The sequence below is a fragment of the Microbacterium sp. PA5 genome (assembly GCF_049860775.1).
Classification (GTDB): domain Bacteria; phylum Actinomycetota; class Actinomycetes; order Actinomycetales; family Microbacteriaceae; genus Microbacterium.
The window spans coordinates 3029469-3049563 of record NZ_CP187567.1 but is presented as its reverse complement, the minus strand read 5'-3'; the positions used below and the strand labels follow the sequence as shown (position 1 = coordinate 3049563).

Below are 20095 nucleotides of genomic sequence, written 5' to 3'. Positions count from 1 at the left end.
GGCCGGATGGGGCCAGGCCCCCCGGAGGGAACGATGCCGTTCGCTGCGTCTTTCACACTCGCGATCATAGCGCGCGTTTAGGTGAGATTTAGGAGACGTGCCCATCCCATCGCCCACGATTTCCCTGTCGTGAGGGCGCGCACTCGATCAAATTGACGTGTTCGAACAAAACCGGTTTACTAGCCGTGTCGCCCGCAGGATCAGCAGGCCCGATGGCCGGGCGGACGGCTCAGGAGACGAGGAGTACGCAATGGCGCGCAGCGACGTGCAGGCATCGACGGCGAGCCCGTCCGCGGCGACGGCCCCGCGCACGGCCCGCCCGCCTCGACGGGCGCCGCAGCAACGCCTTCAGCACTGGCTCGGGGAGAACCCCCTGGGCCTGCTGCTGAGCACGCCGTATGTGGCGTTCGTCGTCGTGATCTTCCTGATCCCGTTCGGCTACGGGATCTGGATGGCGTTCCACGACTTCTACTTCACCGCTCCCGGCGTGGAGGTGCCGCACCCGTTCGTCGGCTTCGACAACTTCGCCGCCGTGCTGGACGACCCGGTCGTGCGGCAGTCGTTCCTGAACCTCCTCGTGTTCCTGGTGATCAACGTGCCCCTGACGGTCGTCCTCGGACTGCTGCTGTCGTCGGGCCTGGACGCGGTGGTGCACTGGAAGGGGTTCTTCCGGGTGTCGTACTACATCCCCTATGTGACGGCGTCCGTCGCGACCATCGCGGTCTGGATCTTCCTGTTCAACGGCAACGGCGTCGTGAACAACCTGCTGGGCTCGCTGGCGCCGGAACCCTCGTGGCTCGCGAATCCGGCTCTCATCATGCCGCTGATCGCCGTCTACGTGACGTGGAAGAACCTCGGGTTCTACATCCTCCTGTACCTCGCGGCGCTGCAGAACGTCCCCGCGGAGCTGCACGAGGCGGCGCAGCTCGACGGCGCCGGTCGCTGGCAGCGCTTCCGTTCGGTGACCCTGCCCGCCGTGCGGCCGGTGACCTCACTGGTCGTCCTCCTCTCGATCATCACGACCGGGCAGATCTTCACCGAGCCGTACCTGCTCACCGGCGGCGGTCCCAACGGCGCGTCGATGACGCCGGCGCTGCTCATGTACCAGAAGGGCATCCAGCAGGGACAGCCCGACATCGCCGCAGCCATCGGCCTGATCCTCGTCGTCGGGGTCATGGTCGTCTCGCTCGTGTCGCGCCGGATCACGGAGGGAAGCAAATGACCATCACCTCGGATGCCGAGACATCGACGCCCCCGTCCGCCGAGGCGCGCGGCGCCGCGACGGCATCCCCTCGACGCGTGCGGCGCGGCATCCTGCCGGTGCTGCGGTTCGCCCTGCTGCTCGTCGGCGCCCTCGCCGCTCTCATCCCCTTCTACTACATGGTCATGGGGGCGCTGCAGGAGAGACGTGACACCAGCCTCGTGGGACTCCTGCCCCTCCCCGGCAACCTGACGCTCGACAACTTCGCGGAGATCAACGCGTCGATCGACCTGCTCCGCTCGCTCCTGAACTCCTTCATCATGACGGCGGGCGTCGTCGCCTGCACCCTCGTGTTCGGCCTCCTGGTCGGGTACGCGCTCGCCGTCCTGTCGTTCCGCGGCCGCGGCGTGGTCTTCGCGATGGTCCTGCTGGTCCAGGCCATCCCGTTCCAGCTGCTGATGATCCCGCTCTACGTGATGATCGTGCGCTACTTCGACCTCGCCGACACGTTCCTCGGCATGATCCTGCCGTTCGCGATCAACTCGGTCGCCGTCCTGATCTTCCGTCAGTACTTCCTGCAGATCCCGCGCGACATCTTCGACGCGGCCCGCATCGACGGCGCCGGCGAGCTGCGCATCCTGATCTCGATCGCAGTGCCGTTGGTGCGACCGGCGGTTCTCACCGCGATGCTCGTCACCTTCATCGGACCGTGGAACGAGTTCCTCTGGCCGTTCCTCGTGACCAAGGAGGCGGCCATGCAGCCGCTCGCCGTGAGCCTGGCGAACTTCTCACAGACGAACGGATCGTTCCTCGCCAACCCGATGGGCGCGGTGCTCGCCGGCGCCTGCGTGCTGGCGGTGCCGGTGGTCGTGCTGTTCCTGCTGTTCCAGCGCTCCTTCACCTCCGCCAACCTGGGCTCGGCCATCAAGGGCTGACGCCCGCCGAGCCGGCGCCCTCGACGCCCCCCGTTCGACCTAGGAAACGACATGACTGACCTCGACATCCGCACCGTCCCGTACCAGCTGCACCGCATCGCGACGATCATGACCGCAGACCCCCACGAGCCCTTCGAAGCGGAGGGAGTGCTCAACCCCGGCACGGCGTGGGGGCCCGACGGTGAGCTCTACCTCTACCCGCGCATCGTCGCGAAGGGGAACGTGTCCCGTATCGCACGTGCTCGCGTCATCATCGAAGACGGCGTGCCCGTCGGCGTGGAGCGTCTCGGAGTTGTGCTCGCTCCGGACCAGGGCTGGGAGCACGGCCGCCTGAACGGCGGCGTCGAGGATCCGCGCATCACCTACGTCGAGCCCCTCGGCATCCACGTGATGACGTACATCGCGTATGGGCCCCTGGGGCCGAAGCCGGCGCTCGCCGTCTCGGAGGACACCGTCGCATGGCGGCGCCTCGGCCCCCTCCACTTCGCCTACCAGCCCGACCTCGACTCCGACCTCAATCTGTTCGCGAACAAGGACATCGTGTTCTTCCCCGAGGCGGTCGCCGGCCCCGACGGGCGGCCTGCTCTCGCACTCCTCCACCGGCCCATGTGGGACCTCGACTGGCTGCGGCCGGGAGAGGGGATCCGCACGCCGGCCGGCATCGACGACGAGCGCCTCTCGATCTGGATCGGCTACGTCGACCTCGAGGCCGCGCGGCGCGACGTGCGTGCACTGACCCGCGTCGAGCATTCCGCCATGATCGCCGCGCCGGAGGCGGCGTACGAAGAGGCCAAGATCGGCGCCGGACCGGCACCGCTCCGGGTTCCCGAGGGCTGGCTGCTGCTTCACCACGGCGTCTCCGGCCCGGTGCCGAAGGGGTTCGAGCTCGCCCATGGGTCGCGGTACACCGCGGGGGCGATCCTGCTCGACGCGTCGGACCCGCGACGGGTGATCGCACGCACGCCTGAGCCCCTGCTGGCGCCGGAGACGGCGGAAGAGACGAGCGGCACGCTCGGGAACGTCGTCTTCCCGACCGCGATCGAGGAGATCGCCGGCCGTCACTTCGTGTTCTACGGCATGGCGGACTCGTCGATCGGCGTCGCCGAACTGGTGCACTCCGATCGCTGAGCGGGTCGATCGAGAACTTTAGTACTCGTTTAGTTGGCGGACGGGCGCGGTGTGCACAGCTGAAGCCCGTAATTCCGCGCATCTCGCGGCTCAGGGCTAGGTGCTTGCCGTCACCATTGACAGGTTCTACAAGAACCGGTTTACTGATCACGCAAGCACCGGATCCCGACCGGTCGCGTCTGACGACGACATCGGTCCACTCCGACCAACACAGCCGGAAGTCCGTGGGCGACTTCCCAACGAAAGAGAGATCTGCGCAATGAAGCGTTACGCAGCTGCAGTCATGTTCGTCGCCGTCGCGCTGCCCCTGGCCGCGTGCGGGGCGACCAGCCCGGGGACCGGTGAGGCGAGCGAGCTCACGTCGGGTCCGATCAAGATCTGGTATTCCACCAACGAGCAGGAGATCGCCTGGGGCGAGGCCGTCGTCGAGGCCTGGAACGCCGAGCACCCGGACGAGCAGGTGAGCGCGGAGGCCATCCCCTCGGGCAAGTCGTCCGAGGACGCGATCTCCGCGGCGATCACCGCCGGCAACACCCCCTGCCTGGTGTACAACACCGCACCCGCAGCGGTGCCCGCGTTCCAGAAGCAGGGCGGCCTGGTCAACATCTCCGAGACGTTCGAGGACGGCGATTCGTTCATCGCCGAGCGCTCGGGAGATGCCGCGGAGGGCTTCCGCTCGCCGGACGGCGGGCTCTACCAGGTCCCCTGGAAGGCCAACCCGTTCATGCTCTACTACAACAAGACCGCGTTCGCCGAAGCCGGACTGGACGCCGAGAACCCGCAGCTGGCCACGTACGACGACGTCCTCGCAGCGGCGAAGGCCATCAAGGAGTCGGGCGCGACGGACTTCGTGCTGTACCCGCCGGCATCGAGCGACTACACGAACTCGCTGTTCGACTTCTACCCGTTCTTCCTCGCCAACTCCGGCGGGACCCAGCTCGTCGTCGACGACAAGGCGGCGTTCACCAGCGATGAGGGACTCGAGACGCTCGAGTTCTGGAAGACGCTGTACGCCGAGGGCTACGCCTCGGCGGAGGCCTACAGCGGCGACGCCTGGGCCGGCCCCTTCGCCGACGGCGTCTCCGCCATGGGCATCGCGGGTCCCTGGGGTGCCGGTGCATTCGACGGCAAGGTCGACTACGGCATCGTCCCGCTGCCCACGGCGGAGGGAACCGCCGCCGATCAGACCTACACCTTCGGCGACTCCAAGAACGTCGGCCTGTACACCTCGTGCGAGAACAAGCAGACCGCGTGGGACTTCGTGAAGTTCTCGATGAACGCGGACAACGACATCGCCCTCCTCGAGACGACCGGGCAGTTCCCCATCCGCACGGACATCTCGGAGATCGCCGCGGACTACCTGGCGTCGAAGCCCGTGCTCGAGACGTTCTCGCTCTCGGTGCCGCTGACGGTCGACGTGCCCAACATCCCGAACACCGTCGAGATCTGGCAGACGTTCCGCGATGCCTGGAGTCAGGGCGTGATGTCCGGTGAAGGCGACCTCGCCGAGGTCATGCAGACCGCGGCGGACACGATCGACGGACTGGCCGCGCAGGGCTGACCCCACCCCAGGGCTGACCCGCCCAGCCCCAGGGCTGACCACCCCCCCGAGGTCTCGCCGGCCGGTGCCGAACCGCCGGCCGGCGAGATCCCTCCCGCATCCCGATCCCGCCGGGCCCGCCCGTGCGCAGACAACCGCAGAAGATGTTCCGGCGACCCAGATCTGTGGGAGCGCCGTCGGCAAAGGAGCCCTCATGAACCGCGTCAGATCGTTGCTCGCCCTCGCGCTCGTCCTCGTGCTCAGCGTCGCGGGGATCGTCGCCGGCCCGGCGCCCGCCGCCACCGCCGATGACGACGTGGACACCGTGATCGCACGGCTTCAGGAGTACTACCTGAGTCAGGGCGACGAGATCATCATCGCGAACGGCATCTACCTGGCTCGGGCCTCGGAGGCACTCGAGTACGTGGAGAGTCAGAACGCCGACGGATCCTGGTCGGACGTCGACTACGCCGACCGCACGAGCTCTGCGAACGGGGCCACGTGGTCGGCCTACATCGCGCTCTACCGGATGCTCGCTCTCGCCCACGCGTACCGCGATCCGGGCGCCGCCGGCTACGACGACCCGACGGTGCTGCTCGCGATCGAACGCGCGCTCCTGCACTGGGATCGTGTCAATCCGGGCAACTCGAACTGGTGGGAGACGGAGATCGGCGAGTCGATCGCCATGGGCCGGCTCTCGCTGCTGCTCCGCGACGTCCTCAGCGAGGAGGCGTTCGCGGTGGCTCTCACCCACAACACGGGAAAGCTCGACCCGGCCGGCGCCAACGGCGCCTGGCGCACGACGAACTACCTGTTCGAGGCCTTCGCGACCGGGAACACCCAGAACATCGCCGCCGGCTTCGCGACCATGGTCGCCACGATCGCCGTCGATCGCTCCGGCGCCGTCAACGAGGCGGTGCAGCCGGACGCGAGCTTCTGGGCGCACGGCGCGCAGCTCTACAGCGAGGGATACGGGATGGTCCTGCTGACCTCCGCCGCGCTGTGGGCGGACGTCGCACGCGGCACCTCCCTCGCCTTCACGCGGGAGCAGCTGGACTCCATCGCCTTCTACGCCATCGACGGCACGCGGTGGATGATCCGCGGCGAGATCGGGATGCTCTACCTCAACTACCGAGCGCCCAAGACGATCCAGGGCGTCACGAGTCACGCGTCCGAGTTCATCGAGGCGTACCAGCGGATGGCCCGCACCGATCCTCTCTACAGCACGGCGTACCAGGCCGTCCTCGATGGAGTGCTCGGCAAGACCCGCACGAACGGAGCGACCGGCGACAAGTACTTCTGGCGGTCGGAGTTCAGCTCCCACCTTCGCGACGAGTACGGCATCTTCATCCGGCTGAACTCCTCCCGCACATTCGGCGCCGAGCTCCGCACGGCGTACGACGACGCGATCGGCAACCCCGTCTACTGGAACGCGATGGGCTCCACCGCCATCCAGGTCGACAACCGCGAGTATCTCGACCTCGGACCGACGTTCGACTGGTACCACTACCCGGGCGTCACCGCTCCTTATGTCAAGCGGACCGAGCGCGGCGTGGAGAACCGCGGACGCAACGGCGACGGCGGGAGCTTCACCGGCGGCGTCTCGAACGGCCGCTACGGGCTGAGCGTGCTCACCCTCGACACCGCCGGCACCACCGGGCAGAAGAGCTACTTCACGTTCGACGACGAGATGGTGGCGCTCGGAACGGACATCCGCTCCACGTCCGCCTCCCCGGTGCACACCACCATCAACCAGGCGGTGGCGGAGGCGAACGCCGCGGTCGGGGGTGCGACGGTCGCCGCCGGAACCGATGCGCAGAGCGCGGGGGATGCCCGCTGGGCATACAACGACGAGATCGGCTACGTCTTCGCCGCGGGCCAGGACGTGAAGGTCTCGAACAAGGCCCAGACCGGCTCATGGCCCGGCGCGGAGCCCGTCACGCGCGACGCGTTCAGCCTCTTCATCGACCATGGCACGACGCCGAGCGACGGGTCCTACGACTACACCGTGCTCCCTGCTGCCGAGCCGGCGGACGTCGAGGCCTATGCCGCCGATCCCGACGTCATCACCCTGCGGAACGACACCGCAGTGCAGGCGGTCCGCCACGCCGGGCTCGACGTCACGATGGCGACCTTCGCGGCCGCGGGATCGCTCGACCTCGGCGGTGGCCGCTCCCTCACGGTCGATCAGCCGAGCCTGGTCCTCCTCGACGAGAGCGGCGAGCAGCCGATGGTGAGCGTCGCCAACCCCGACCGACCGGGCCTGACGGTGCGCGTCTCGCTGGCCGACGGCGACCGCTCCGCCTCCGGCGTGTTCGCCCTCGGCGCGGGCGCGAACCTGGGCAAGACCGTGACCGCGGCTCTGGTCGCCGGGGAGCTGCCCGACGATTCCGCGTACTCCGCCAGCAGCAGTGCGCCAGGAGCCGACGTGGCCGCCCTCGGCGACGGCGACCGCGACACGCTCTGGACGTCCGACGGCCACCCCGTCGCGTGGGTGGATACCCGCCTCGCGCGCGGGTCATGGGTGACCGGCGTCACGATCGACTGGGCGGACGAGTTCGCCACGGACTTCGTCGTGCAGACGTCGCGCGACGGCGTCGACTGGATCGACCACGCGCACATCGTGGACGGCTCGGGTGGCGTGACGGAGGTGCCGATCACCCCGACCGCTGCCGGCCATGTCCGACTCGTCATGCGGGACGGCGGCGGCGATCGCTACGGCATCCGCGAGCTGACGGTGACCTCAGGGGTGAACCTCGCGGCCGACGCCGCGACGCGCGCATCGGGCTACGCCGGCTACAACCTCGTCTACTTGATGACGGACGGCGACCCGAACACGCGTTGGCGGGGCAACAACGCGAACAGCGCGTGGGCGCAGGTCGACCTCGGCAGCTCCCGCCCCCTCGGAGCCGTGCGGCTGCGCTGGGAGGCGGCCTACGCGAAGACCTACAAGATCCAGCTGTCCGACGACGGTGCGTCATGGCGGGACGCCTACACGACGCCGACGGGCGGCAGCGACGGCGACATCGACGTGATCACGATCGAAGGGCAGAGCGCCCGCTTCGTCCGTATGCAGACGCTCACCCGTGCACTGGACTACGGCCCGTCGCTCTGGGAGTTCGAGGTGTTCTCCGACCGCACGGTCGTCGACGCTCCCAAGGTCCCCACCAACAAGGGCAACCTGGCTCTGAACCGCCCGACGACCGCCGACAGCGTGTACAACAACAACGCGACGATCGTGGCCTCGAAGGCGACCGACGGCGCGGGATCGACCAAGTGGTCGTCCGCACGCGCGGCTACCGAGCACTGGCTCCAGGTCGACCTCGGGGCGACGCTCTCGGTGTCACGGGCGATCGTGAAGTGGGAATCGGGGACATCGAACAACTACCGCATCGAGGGCTCCGCCGACGGGACCACGTGGACGACGCTCACCAGCGTCACGTCGGCACAGCCTTCTCTGCAGCACACTCTGGACTTCTCGACGGCCCACGTGCGCTACGTCAAGCTCACCGGTCTGCCCGCCACGCAGTACGGGCTGAACATCTGGGAGTTCGAGCTCTACGGCGGCTCCGCGTTGGAGTGCGTCTCTGCGCTCACCGCGGACGCCGACGGGTCGGCGACGGTCTCGGCGACGATCCAGCCCGCGGAGGACGGCGACGTGATCCGCGCCGTCTCGCTCGACGACAGCGTCGCACGCGTCGTGGGCGACGGTCGCGCGGCCGGCTCCGGACGGACCGACTTCGAGATCGCGACCGGCGCCCCCGGTGCGACGGACATCCTCCTCACCCATGCGGCGGGGAACGAGACCGCGTGGTGCCACGTCATCGTGACCGCCGACCTGGATGGGCTCACGTCACAGCTCGACCGGTCGGCCGCGCTGGAGAGCGCCACGTACACGGCCGACAGCTGGAAGCCGGTGATCCCGGCACGGGATCGGGCGCGGGCGATCCGCGGTGAAGTCGGCGCCACGCAGGCCGAGGTCGACGCGGCGACCGCCGCGCTGCGCTCGGCGATCGATGAGCTGGAGGTCAGCGCCGTCGACCCCGTGCCTACGGTCACGGTCTCGCGGACCGAGGGGCTGGATCCCGACGGGGAGACCATCGTCGTGACGGGCTCCGGATTCACCGCGCGGGGGACGGACACGGCCGCGACCGAGGGGCCGCTGGCGGGATCGTTCGGAGGCGTCGCCGTCGTCTTCGGCAGGTTCTCGGACGACTGGCGGCCGAGCCAGGGCGGCTCGGGGCGCCACGTCATCGATGAGAAGTGGGCCGTTCACGCGGAGGACCTTGCGGCGATCGGAGGCGAGGAGGCCGGTGGCGTCGTCGTCGACGAGAACGGCGGTTTCCGCGTGGAGCTCGCTGTGGCCTCGGGCCGGTTCGAGGAGGACGGGGAGTACGGCGTCTACACCTTCGCCGGCGGCGGAGCGGTCTTCGCCCCGTTCGAGACCGCGACGCCCGTGACCCTCGCCGAAGAAGCGGCGGCCATCACCGCGCAGCCGGCCGACGTCACCGCAACCGTCACGGCCGCGGCGCCGACGTCCACCGTCACCTTCACGGTCGGTGCGACCGGCGCGCCGACGCCGACGATCACCTGGCAGGAGCGCCGTCCGGGCTCGGACACGTGGGCGGACATCGCCGGTGAGACCGGTGCCACCGTGACGCGCACGGTGCGGGCGGCGGATGACGGCGGCGCCGTCCGAGCCGTCGTGGCGAACGGACTCGCGACGGTGACGTCCGACGTCGCGTCGATCACCGTGCAGACGGCGCCCGCGGAGCTGATGTCCTCGGTGCCCACGATCTCGGGCACGGCGAAGGTCGGTGTGAAGCTCACGGCCTCCGCGGGCTCGTGGACCCCGGGCGCCGACCTGAGCTACCAGTGGCTGCGCAGCGGCACGGCGATCTCGGGCGCGACCTCCTCGTCGTACACCCCGGTCGCCGCCGACTACGGCAAGAGCCTGTCGGTGCGGGTGACCGGAACGCTCGCCGGGTACACGACGGTCTCGAGGACGTCGGCGGCGAAGACGGTGGCCGCGGGCACATTGACCTCCGCTGTGCCGACGATCTCGGGCGCCGCGAGGGTCGGCGTGAAGCTGACGGCCAAGCCGGGCACGTGGACGGCGGGCACCTCGCTCACCTACCAGTGGCTCGTGGGCGGCAAGGCGGTGAAGGGGGCGACGTCCTCGACGTACACGCCGAGGGCCGCCGACCTCGGCAGATCGGTCCAGGTCTCGGTCACCGGCTCGAAGGCGGGCTACACCTCGGTGGTGAAGACGTCGGCGGCGAAGAAGGTCGCGGCGGGCAAGCTGACGTCGTCGAAGCCGCGGATCACCGGCACGCCGGCGGTCGGCAAGAAGCTGACCGCGGTCACGGGCACGTGGACGGCAGGCACGAAGGTGACCTACCGGTGGTACGTGTCGGGCAAGGCCGTGAAGGGCGCGACGTCGTCGACCTACACGGTGCGCTCGGCCGACCGCGGCAAGTCGGTCGTGGTGAAGACGACAGGTGTCAAGGCGGGGTACGCGAGCGTCACCACGTCGTCGACGCCCAAGAAGATCGCCCGGTGAGGTCATCGCGGGAGTGGCGCGGACAGAGGGTTCCCCGCCACCCCCGCGGTGCCTCTGATCATCGAGGGAAAGAGGATCGCATGTTCACCGTCACCCATTCCGCCACTCGCCTCATCGGGATCGCGGCGCTGCTGCGCGCGCTGCCCTGGGCTGCCCTGGGCAGGCGGGGGAGTCCGTCTCACACAGCCGGATCACGGGGATTCCGCGGCGGGGCCTCCTAGCGAGAACCCCGGCAAAACGGTGATGCAGGATGCGATCACGGAGCCGGAGTCCTCAGCGCGGGAAGGATGACCACGAACACCGTGCCACGCTCGCCGCTGCTGGAAACGGTGATCGTACCGCCGTGGGCTTCGACCAGCGACTGCGCGATCGCCAGCCCCAGCCCGAAGCCGGCGGTGGCGGTGGTGCGGCTGCTGTCTGCTCGCCAGAACCGTTCGAACAGGTGCGGCAGGTGCTCGGCGGGAATGCCGGGGCCCGTGTCGGCGACCTGGATCCGGTGTCTTCCCCCGTGCGAGGAGCGGGCGACGGTGATGGCGGCATCGGCCGGAGTGTGGGAGACCGCGTTTCCCACGAGATTTCGGAGGACCTGGGCCAGGCGCGCCTGATCTCCCAGCACCAGCGCGGGCTCGGCCCCGTCGGGAGCCAGGCGGATGTCGCGCGTCGGATGCGCGATGCGCATGTCGGTGACGACTTCGCGGGTGAGGGGGCCCAGGTCGACGGGCGACTGATCCAGAGGACGCCCGGCATCCGTGCGGGCGAGGGTGGCGAGCTCCTCGATCAGCTGCCGCATGCGGTGCAGCTGCGTCGCCACGCGGCCCATCGCATCGTTGAGCGAGTCGCGGGTGGTCACCCCGCCCTGAAGGAAGAGATCCACCCAGCCGGTGGCTGTCGTGAGCGGGGAGCGCAACTCGTGAGAGGCATCGGCCACGAAGGAGCGCACGCGGTTCTGGGCGTCCTCCTGTGCATCGAAGGCCGCGTTGACGGTGGTGGCGAGGCGGGCGATGGAGGGGTCGTCTCGCTCGCCCACCGGCAGCCGCGTCGTCTGATCGCCGCCGGCCAGCGCCGCGGCACGGTCGGCCATCGTCGACAGCGGGCGGAGCCCGCGCGTGACGATCACCACGGCCACGAGGATGAGGATGACGAGAGCGGCTCCGACGCTGATCACCGCAGCCGTGGTGATCGAGGTGATGATGCCCTCACGGGCGGTGGTATCGAGGGCGAGGACCAGATGTCGCACCGGCGTGGGATCCTCCGAAGCCGACTCGAACAGCAGCGACCCCGCGTCGAGGCTGACGGCCACCGCACGATAATCGCCGACGGCGACGGGGTCGCGGGACGTGACGGCCGCGAGCATCTCGGCATCGACGTCCGTGAGCTGTGCGGTGTGCACGAGTTCGCCGCCGTCGAGCGCCATGACACCGGTGAGGTCCGAGCTGAGGATCGCGGAGAGATCGGGTGACAGGGTCGCCGTGTCGGAAGCGGTGAGCAGCGCCGTCGCGCGCGAGGCGGTTTCGGTGAGGCGCGCGTCGATGCGTTGGGAGATGAAGTGCGACGTGAGGGCCACCGTGAGAACGGCGCCGAGCGTCATGACGATCGCCGCCGAGGCCGCGAGCGACACGATGAGGCGGGCGCGGATCGAGCCGGTCACGAGGGCGAGGAGCGGATGCTGTAGCCGAATCCGCGCACGGTGGTGATGAGCGGGGTGTGACCGTCGTCGATCTTGCGGCGCAGGTTGGAGATGAAGCGCTCGACGACGTTCGTGTCGCCGCCGAAGTCGTATTGCCAGACCGCCTCGAGGATCTGGGTTTTCGAGAGCACCCGCCCATCGTTTTCCATGAGCAGCTGCAGCAACCGGAATTCGGTGGGCGACAGGTCGATTCCGTGCCCAGCCCGGCTGACCCGGTGGTATTCCTCGTCGAGCTCGAGATCGGCCACCCGGAGTGCGCCCTCGGAACCCGCGCCGGCGGCGGTGGCGGTGGCGCGGCGCAGGAGCGCCTGGATGCGGGCGAGCAGCTCGACGGTGCGGAACGGCTTCGTGAGGTAGTCGTCACCGCCGAGCGTCAACCCGCGCACGCGGTCTTCCACCGAGTCGCGCGCCGACAGGAAGAGCACCGGCGTGAGACTGCCGCGGTGGCGCAGCACCTGGACGACATCGAAGCCGTCCGCGTCGGGCATCATCACGTCGAGCACGATCGCATCCGGAGCGGTTTCTGACATCGCTCGGAAGGCCGTGGCGGCGTCGGACGCCTGCATCACGGTGTATCCGGAGAAGGCGAGGGTCGAGGCGACCATGGTGCGGAGCTCCTCGTCATCGTCGACGACGAGGACGATCTGACCGGTCATGGGATCATCCTGTCACGCGAGGACGACGGCGCCGAGGGCCGTGCGGCGGCGCCGGACGCCGGTGGCCGTGAGCGCGAGACCGACGGCCGCCCAGGCCGAGAGCACGATCGTGGCGCCCGCAGCTCCGGTCGCATCGCCGACGGCGAGAGCCGCGGCTGCATCGAGGTAGCGCGTGGCTGGGAGCAGCGCCGACCAGGGCTGCAGGGCGGCCGGTGCCGTCTCGAGGGGAACGATGCCCCCGACCGCAGCGATCTGGAGGGCGGAGAGCGCCAGGATGACTGGCACGGCGGCGCGGCCGAAGGCGGCCCCGATGCCCGACATCACCAGGGTGAACGTCAGACTCGCCAGCACGGCGAGGGCGACGAAGGCCGCCCCCGAGCCGAGACCGGAGCCGAGGTCGGCGCCGGCGAGGAGGAGCACTGTCACCACGACGCCGGCCTGAAGGATCGCCACGGCCGTCCGGGGTGCGAGGAGGGCCCGGACCAGGCGGGCGGTTGTCGCGGTGCTCGCGCCGGCGGCCGCGCTCAGCGCGCGCCGGCCGAGCAGCAGCGCCGCCGGGGCCGTCAGCCAGAGCGTCAGCGCGGCCACGAGAGCCCAGCTCCACCCCGACCAGTCGATGTCGGCCGCCGAATCGACCACGATCGGGGTGGCGATGACCGCGGCGTTGTCGTCGGCGCCGTTCTCGGTGCTCTCGGGCACCTGCGCGGCCGCGTCGTCGAGTTCATCGGCGAGGGTCGCCGCGCCCTCGTCGAGGCTCGTCGCGCCGTCCGCGAGTTGGGCTGCTCCGTCGTCGAGTTGCGCGGCGCCGTCGGCCGCAGAGGCGATCCCGTCGGCCAGCGCCGCCGCGCCGTCCGCGAGCTGGACTGTGTTGTCCGCGACCGACACCGCGCCGCGTGCGAGCGAGGCGGCCCCCGACTCCACCGACGCGGCCCCGTCGGCGACCGAGGCGGTCCCGTCGGCGAGAGACGACCCCGCGCCCGAAAGCTGGGTGAGCGCGTTGGATACCGTCGCGGCGCCGTCGGCGGCCTGGGTGGCGCCGTCGTGCACGGCGCCCGCCCCGTCGCGGGTCTGTGCGAGGGCTGCGCAGAATGTCGGTGCCGCCCCCGCCGCCGCACAGGATGCGGACAGATCCGTGAGACCGGCGGCGACCTCTCCGGCCCCTGAGGCCACGGATGCCGTCGCCTCGGTCACACGTGCCGCTCCGGATGCCGTGTCGTCGAGCCCTGCGGACAGCGTCTGCGCTCCCTCGCCGAGGGCGCGCGCACCCGCAGCGACCTCGCCGGCGCCCCCGGAGAGGTCGTCCGCCCCGTCGGCGAGAGACGCGGCGCCGTCCGCGACCCGCTCGGCTCCATCGGCGAGCGACGCGGCGCTGCCGGCGGCAGTGTCCAGCCCGTCGGCGAGCTCGGCGGCGCCGCTGCCCAACGAGTCCGCACCCGAGCTGATCTGGGCCGCCCCGTCGGAGAGGGAGGCGGCGCCGTCTGCGGCCGACGCCATGCCCGAGGCGATGGAGTCGAACCCGTCGAACACCTCGGTGAGGTAGGCGACCGTGATCTGCTCGCCGAGTTCGGCGGCGGCCGCCGCCGTGACGGCCTCCGCCGCGAGCGCACCGACCGGCGAGGCGGTCGCGGTGGTCTGCAGGGTGATCTGTGCCGCGCGCGGATCGTCGGTCGCGATCGACAGCACGTCGGCGGAGAACTCCTCGGGAATCGTGAGCACGGCCTGGTAGTCGCCGTCGGCGAGGCCCTGGGCGGCAGTATCCGCGGATGCCAGGGTCCAATCCAACTGCGTCGCGTCGTCATCCGGGTGCACGAGTGCCGCCGAGAGGGCTCGTCCGGCGGCCATCGGGGTCTCGCCGGTGACGATCTCGTCGTCGTTGACGATGGCGACGGGAATGGCATCCAGCGACCCGCTGCGGCCGGCGATGCTTGCCGCGAGCAGGCCGCCCGCGACGATGGGGAGGACGAGGGCGACCGCGCAGATGGCGGCGAACCGGCGGACGGGGCGGGAGCGGAGGTTCATCGGGCTGCTTCCAGGACGAGGGTGGGCGCGGCGGCGACCTCGACCCGTGCGAAGCGCACGATCGTCGCGCCGTGACGCAGCAGGGTCGCCGTGACGTGGTCGGTGGGGGATTCGGCGAAGACGAGGAGCCGTGCCCCGCCGGCCAGGGCGATCGCTCCGGCCAGCAGCTGCTTCTCGTCGGCGTCGAGAGTGACGGTCGACCGCCCCGGGTCGGCGGCGAGCTGAGCGACGCGCGCGCGGCGCCACCGCTTCTCCGCCCGCGTTCCGCCTCTCCAGGCGAGGCCGTCGCGCGTGACGGCGCCGACGGTCGAGTGGGGAGGGATCGACGCGGTGGTGACGATCGCGGCGCGCTGCACGGCGGTCGCGCGCTGTTCGGGCATGGTCGCCCCGCAGACCACGAGGGTTCCTTCGCTCACCGCGGTGCGGCCGGAGATCGCGGCCATCAGACGGCCGGCGTGGCCGGCGTCGGTGACCGGGATGTTGGTGACACGGCCGGGTCGCGCGATGATGTCGAGCGGCTGGTCGTGCTCGGCGACGCGCAGTCCGTGCGCGCGCAGCACCACATCGCCGTGGCGGTCTTCGAACTCCGTGGCCTCGATGACCTTCTGCATCGCCTCGCCTTCCACGTCGACGCGGGGAAGCAGGCGTCCCAGGTGGCGCGGCAGCCACCACGCGCGGTCGCCGAGGAGGATGAGCACGGCCGGCACGAGGGTCATGCGCACGATGAAGGCGTCGACGAACACCCCGACCGCCAGACCGAACGCGAGCGGCTTGAGGGTGCTACTGCCGGTGGGGACGAACGAGGCGAACACGGCGACCATGATCACGGCGGCCGCAGCCACCACGACGGCCGAGTGGCCGAAGCCGGCATAGACCGACTCCCGTGCGTCGCCGGTTTCGACGTAGTGCTCGCGCATGCGGCTGACGAGGAACATCTCATAGTCCATCGCAAGGCCGAACAGCACGCCCATCAGCAGGATCGGTAGGAAGCTGACGACGGCTCCGGGCTCTTGACCGCCGCTGAGCCAGGGCATCCATCCCCATCCGAACACCGCCACCGTGGCACCGAACGCGGCACCCACCGAGAGCACGTACCCGAGAGCCGCCTTGATGGGCACCGCGACGGAGCGGAAGATGACGGCGAGCAGGATGAGACAGAGTCCGACCACCGTGAGCCCGAACGGGAGGAGGGCTGCCGCCAGCCGCTCCGAGAGGTCGATGTTGACTGCGGTCGTGCCCGTGACGCGCAGGTCGGTCACCCCGCTGGCCTTCTCGAGTGCCGGCGCATCTTCGCGAAGGTCGTGGACGAGCGCGATGGTGCGCTCGTCGCTCTGCCCGCCCTCAGGGATGACGCGCAGCAGCGCGGTGTCTCCACCCGCGTTCGGGCTGGCCATCGACACGTCCACGACGCCGGGGAACTCCCGCAGCTCGGCCTTGAGGTCGTCGACCGCCTCCCGCGGATCGTCGCTGGCGAGCACGTCGGCGGTGATCAGCAGCGGTGCATTGAAGCCCTCGCCGAACGCGTCGCTCACGGCGTCGTAGTGCTGGCGCGACGGATCCGACTCGGCACGTGTCCCGGCATCGGGGAGGGCCAGGGTGAGCGAGAACGCGGGAATGCTCATGACCGCCAGAAGGGTCACGGTGGCGGCAACGGTGACCGCGGGGCGCCGGGTGATGGCGCGCACCCACCGTTCGGCCAGGGTGATCCGCGGAGCTGCCGACGCCGCGGCCTCGGAGCCTCGGCGGCGTCGTGGCGTGGAGGGGGTGAGCGCGCGGCCGAACAGGGCGGCCACGGCAGGAACCAGGGTAAGAGCCACCAGCACCGAGACCGTCACCGCCAGCGCGCCCGCCAGCCCAAGCGCCGCCAGGACGGGAACACCCGCCAGCGCCAAGCCCGCGAGAGAGACGACGACCGTGAGTCCCGCGAACACCACCGCGCTTCCCGCGGTCGCCAGCGCACGACCCAGGGACTCGTGTGGGTCGAGACCCGCCGACAGCTGGCTCCGATGGCGCGCCAGGATGAACAGCGCGTAGTCGATGCCGACCGCAAGGCCCAGCATCGATGCGAACGACGGTGAGGTCGTGGTGATCGAGGTCGTGAGCGACAAGAGGGAGAGCGCGGAAATGGTCGCGCCGACGCCGACGACGGCCGTGACGATCGGCAGTCCGGCGGCGATGAACGAGCCGAAGGTCAGGACGAGCACGGCGAGGGCGACGAGGATGCCGACGATCTCCGCGACGTGCCCCGCCTCGGGTGCGCCCGAACTGAAGGCGCCGCCGCCGATCGTCGTCGTGATGTGGGGGCTCTCCTGCAGGGCGGCGTCGCGCACGGCATCCATCGCGGCGTCATCAGGATCTTCGACATCGAAGCGCACCGTGGCCAGAGCGGCCGACCCGTCGTCGCTCTGCTTCAGATCGTCCAGAGAACTCACCTCGGCCACGCCCGGAAGCGCGGCCAGTTCAGACAGCCGTGCATCGACGGCGGTCTCGGACTCGGCGGAGTCGATCGACCCGTCGGTCGCGCGGAAGAGCACTTGCGCCTGCGCTCCGGTTGCATCGGAGCCGAACCGGTCGGCGAGGATCTCCTCCCCCCGAGCAGACTCCGTGCCGGGGATCGAGTAGTCGTCCTCGAAAGCGGACCCGAGGGCCAGGAAGCTGCCGCCGAGCGCCGTCAGGAGGATCACCCAGGCAGCGATCACGGTGAGGCGGTGACCGCCGACCCAGCGTCCCAGGCGGTAGAGGAAGAGCGACATCTGTATCTCCGAAGCTGCAGGCGGACAGGCGATCTCCATGCCAGCAAGGCGACCTGATCGCGTGCGGGCGATGATCCTGACGGTCGTCTGACGGTGACGGGCGGGGCCGTCAGGTGACCGTCAGCTGAGCGTCGGGAAGCGGCGAGGCGCGCGCGATCGGATGATCGGGTGGCTCATCGACGCAGGAAATGGATCATCGCGCTCTCCGCGCTCGCTCTGGTGGCCGCCGGAGCGGCGGTGGTGGCCGAGCAGGTCGCGGCGGCGCAGATCGATGCGCGGCTCGCCGCCCGCGACGACGCGGCATCGGGGATATCGGTGACGCGGTCGGGCGGACCCGCGCTTCTCGCGGTGATGACCGGACGTCTGTCGATCGACGTCGAGCTGACGGACGGGGCCCTCACCTCCTACGCCGCGTGCCGTTCTTCGGGAGCGGAGGCGGTCGTCACGACGGCGCCTGATGAGTTGATCGTGTCTCTGGAGCGCCCTGCCTTCGGCACGGTGATCCCGATCGAGGTCGGGCTGCGCGCGGCCTCGGATGCTGCCGGCTGGCGCCTCCAGGTCGACACGGTGGCCGTTGCGGGGATGATCCTGCCCGCCGACCGCGCGCTCGCGCTGCTCAGCCGGTCGGGCGGAGACGAAGGCTCGGGGAATGACCTCTCCGCGCAGCTGGCCGATGGTATCCCCCTCCCTTCGCACGGCGGAGTCACCGTGACCGGCGTGCGCATCCGCCCAGGGGCGACGGTGATCACCGCCGAGGTGGCTGTGAACGGCGCGGGCACCGCCGGAGCCGGCGCGGTGACCGGACTCCTCTCGTGTGACGGAGAAGATCATGACCGGTGACGAGCCTCACGTAGACAAACCGAGCGCCGCGCCACAGCGGTCGCGTCGGCAGGTGCTGAAGGTGGCCGGAGTCAGCGCTCTCGGCGCCGGCTTCGCCGTTGCCGCCGGGATGCCCCTGCTGCGGATGCTGACGGCTGAGACCACGCCGCGAGTGCCCCCGCCGGCTGCCGGGTCGATGCGGATCGATCACGTCACGGTGATCGACCCTCGACACGGCAGTCGCCGTGAGGACACCTCGATCCTCGTGCGAGACGGGCGAATCACCGCGGTGGGACCACAGGCAGCGTCCGCGACGGGAACGGGCGTGCGGGTCATCGACGGCGCCGGCCGCTACGCGGTTCCCGGCTACAACAACATGCACACCCACGCGCTGCAGGCTGCCGATCCCACGCTGATGATGATCACGATGCTCGCCGAGGGCGTCACGGGGATGCGTCAGATGGCCGGCACCGCGCGGATGCTTGCGGACCGTGCCGAGCAGCGCCTGCCCCTGGGCACCTTCACCCCGCGGCTGCTGGCGATGCCGGGCGAGATCCTCACGCCGTTCTCCGCGGCGTCGGTCGACGATGTGCGGCGCGCGATCGATGACCAGTACGAGGCGGGTGCCGACTTCGTCAAGATGGTGCTCACCTCGCCGGAGGTCTTCTTCGCGGCGGTCGAGCATGCCCACCGGCGAGGGCTCCGCATCGTCGGACACCTGCCGGAAGGGGTGTCGCCCTCCGACGCGGCGGCGGCCGGCTACGACGGAATAGAGCACCTCGGTGCCTCGCGCGGCATGTGGATCGAGATCTCGTCGCGTCGCGACGAGCTGCGCGCGCGCGATGACACGTCGCTGCCGTTCCCGGCGTGGATGGGCGGGCTTCCGTTCGTCGAGGATGTGATGACGGCTCGCACGGCCACGACGCTCATCAACCCCGCCGCCTTCAACAGTCCCGAAGTGGCAGCGCTGCTCACGGACGCCGTCGATTCGTTCGACGAGGCCCGAGCGCACTCCGTTGCGGCCACGTTCGCCCGCCACGGCACGTGGCACACGCCCACCCTCGTTCGGCTGCGCACGCAGTACCTCATGGACGACCCGGCGTATCGGGACGATGCCTGGCTCGGCCGAATGGACGCCGGGAGCCGCGATGAATACGCCGACGTGCTCGCCACCTTCGCTGCTCTGCCGGCCGCAACCCGTGACGGGTACCGCCGGGTCTATGCGATGGCCAAACGGTTCACGGGGATTCTGCACGAGGAAGGCGTGCCGATGATGGCCGCCACCGATGGACAGGGCAAGGTGCCCGGCCAGAGTCTGCAACAGGAGTTCCGCGAACTGGGCGCGGCCGGCATCGCACCGCTCGACATTCTGCGGATGGCCACGAGTGCTCCGGCGAGCTTCCTCGGGCGACCCGCGACGATGGGAGTCATCTCGCCGGGGGCGGACGCCGATCTGCTTCTACTCGGCTCCGACCCGACGACCGATGTCGCGAATCTCGGCTCGGTCACCGCCGTCGTCCGCGGCGGCCAGCATCTCGCGGTCGAGGAACTGCACGCGCGTATCGAGCAGGTAGTTTCGTCTGGCTCGGCGCAGGGTGCCGAGCGCCCCGTTGCCGCGCCCTCGGTCTACGACTGCTGCTGAGATGCGCCGGCGGCGTGAGGCCGGGATTCCACGATGGAGTGGCGACGAATGCCTCTTTCCGGCGACTCGGCTGGCGCATTCTTGAGGCGCTCACTCCCTCGTGGACGACGCGGACGGTCGCCGCGCGGGAACTATCGCCGTTCGCGGCCTCG

General features: G+C 70.2%; 11 protein-coding genes. 7 read left to right on the top strand and 4 right to left on the bottom strand.

Features of this window, described 5'->3' with window-relative positions:
• Positions 1 to 250: 250 nt before the first annotated feature.
• The 5 genes from ACPWUT_RS14330 to ACPWUT_RS14310 all read left to right on the top strand — a co-directional run bounded on the left by ACPWUT_RS14330 (position 251) and on the right by ACPWUT_RS14310 (position 10367).
• Complete coding sequence (locus ACPWUT_RS14330; RefSeq protein WP_284528883.1) at positions 251 to 1222, top strand: carbohydrate ABC transporter permease; 972 nt, start codon at positions 251 to 253, stop codon at positions 1220 to 1222.
• Positions 1219 to 2136 carry a carbohydrate ABC transporter permease gene (locus ACPWUT_RS14325; protein WP_425838885.1) on the top strand — a complete coding sequence of 306 codons (918 nt, stop codon included), beginning with the start codon at positions 1219 to 1221 and terminating at the stop codon, positions 2134 to 2136. The genes ACPWUT_RS14330 and ACPWUT_RS14325 overlap by 4 nt, the downstream gene beginning before the upstream one ends.
• A 51-nt stretch (positions 2137 to 2187) precedes the next feature.
• Positions 2188 to 3264 (top strand): glycoside hydrolase family 130 protein, encoded by a 1077-nt coding sequence (locus ACPWUT_RS14320; RefSeq protein WP_425838882.1) that lies wholly within the window; start codon positions 2188 to 2190, stop codon positions 3262 to 3264.
• Between the two features lie 259 nt (positions 3265 to 3523).
• On the top strand, positions 3524 to 4825 hold the full coding sequence (locus tag ACPWUT_RS14315; protein WP_284528885.1) for an ABC transporter substrate-binding protein: 1302 nt from the start codon (positions 3524 to 3526) through the stop codon (positions 4823 to 4825).
• Between the two features lie 193 nt (positions 4826 to 5018).
• The gene (locus tag ACPWUT_RS14310; protein ID WP_425838878.1) at positions 5019 to 10367 is read left to right on the top strand and encodes a polysaccharide lyase family 8 super-sandwich domain-containing protein; all 5349 of its coding nucleotides are present in this window, start codon (positions 5019 to 5021) and stop codon (positions 10365 to 10367) included.
• Between the two features lie 256 nt (positions 10368 to 10623).
• Here the strand turns inward: ACPWUT_RS14310 and ACPWUT_RS14305 are convergent, their stop codons facing one another.
• The 4 genes from ACPWUT_RS14305 to ACPWUT_RS14290 are packed head-to-tail and all read right to left on the bottom strand — an operon-like array spanning position 10624 to position 17482.
• The gene (locus ACPWUT_RS14305; protein ID WP_425838875.1) at positions 10624 to 12015 is read right to left on the bottom strand and encodes a sensor histidine kinase; all 1392 of its coding nucleotides are present in this window, start codon (positions 12013 to 12015) and stop codon (positions 10624 to 10626) included.
• Positions 12012 to 12710 carry a response regulator transcription factor gene (locus ACPWUT_RS14300; protein WP_284528888.1) on the bottom strand — a complete coding sequence of 233 codons (699 nt, stop codon included), beginning with the start codon at positions 12708 to 12710 and terminating at the stop codon, positions 12012 to 12014. Before ACPWUT_RS14300 ends, ACPWUT_RS14305 begins: the two co-directional genes overlap by 4 nt.
• A gap of 12 nt (positions 12711 to 12722) precedes the next feature.
• Positions 12723 to 14729, bottom strand: coding sequence for a YhgE/Pip family protein (locus ACPWUT_RS14295; RefSeq protein WP_425838871.1), 2007 nt, complete (start codon positions 14727 to 14729; stop codon positions 12723 to 12725).
• Positions 14726 to 17482: an MMPL family transporter gene (locus ACPWUT_RS14290; protein WP_425838868.1), complete on the bottom strand. Its 2757-nt coding sequence runs from the start codon at positions 17480 to 17482 to the stop codon at positions 14726 to 14728. The genes ACPWUT_RS14295 and ACPWUT_RS14290 overlap by 4 nt, the downstream gene beginning before the upstream one ends.
• A gap of 168 nt (positions 17483 to 17650) precedes the next feature.
• Here ACPWUT_RS14290 and ACPWUT_RS14285 point away from each other — a divergent pair, with 168 nt between their 5' ends.
• Together ACPWUT_RS14285 and ACPWUT_RS14280 are read left to right on the top strand one after the other, a co-directional pair.
• The gene (locus ACPWUT_RS14285) at positions 17651 to 18322 is read left to right on the top strand and encodes a hypothetical protein (RefSeq protein ID WP_284528891.1); all 672 of its coding nucleotides are present in this window, start codon (positions 17651 to 17653) and stop codon (positions 18320 to 18322) included.
• 439 nt (positions 18323 to 18761) lie between these two features.
• Positions 18762 to 19943: an amidohydrolase family protein gene (locus tag ACPWUT_RS14280; RefSeq protein ID WP_425838865.1), complete on the top strand. Its 1182-nt coding sequence runs from the start codon at positions 18762 to 18764 to the stop codon at positions 19941 to 19943.
• Positions 19944 to 20095: the final 152 nt, after the last annotated feature.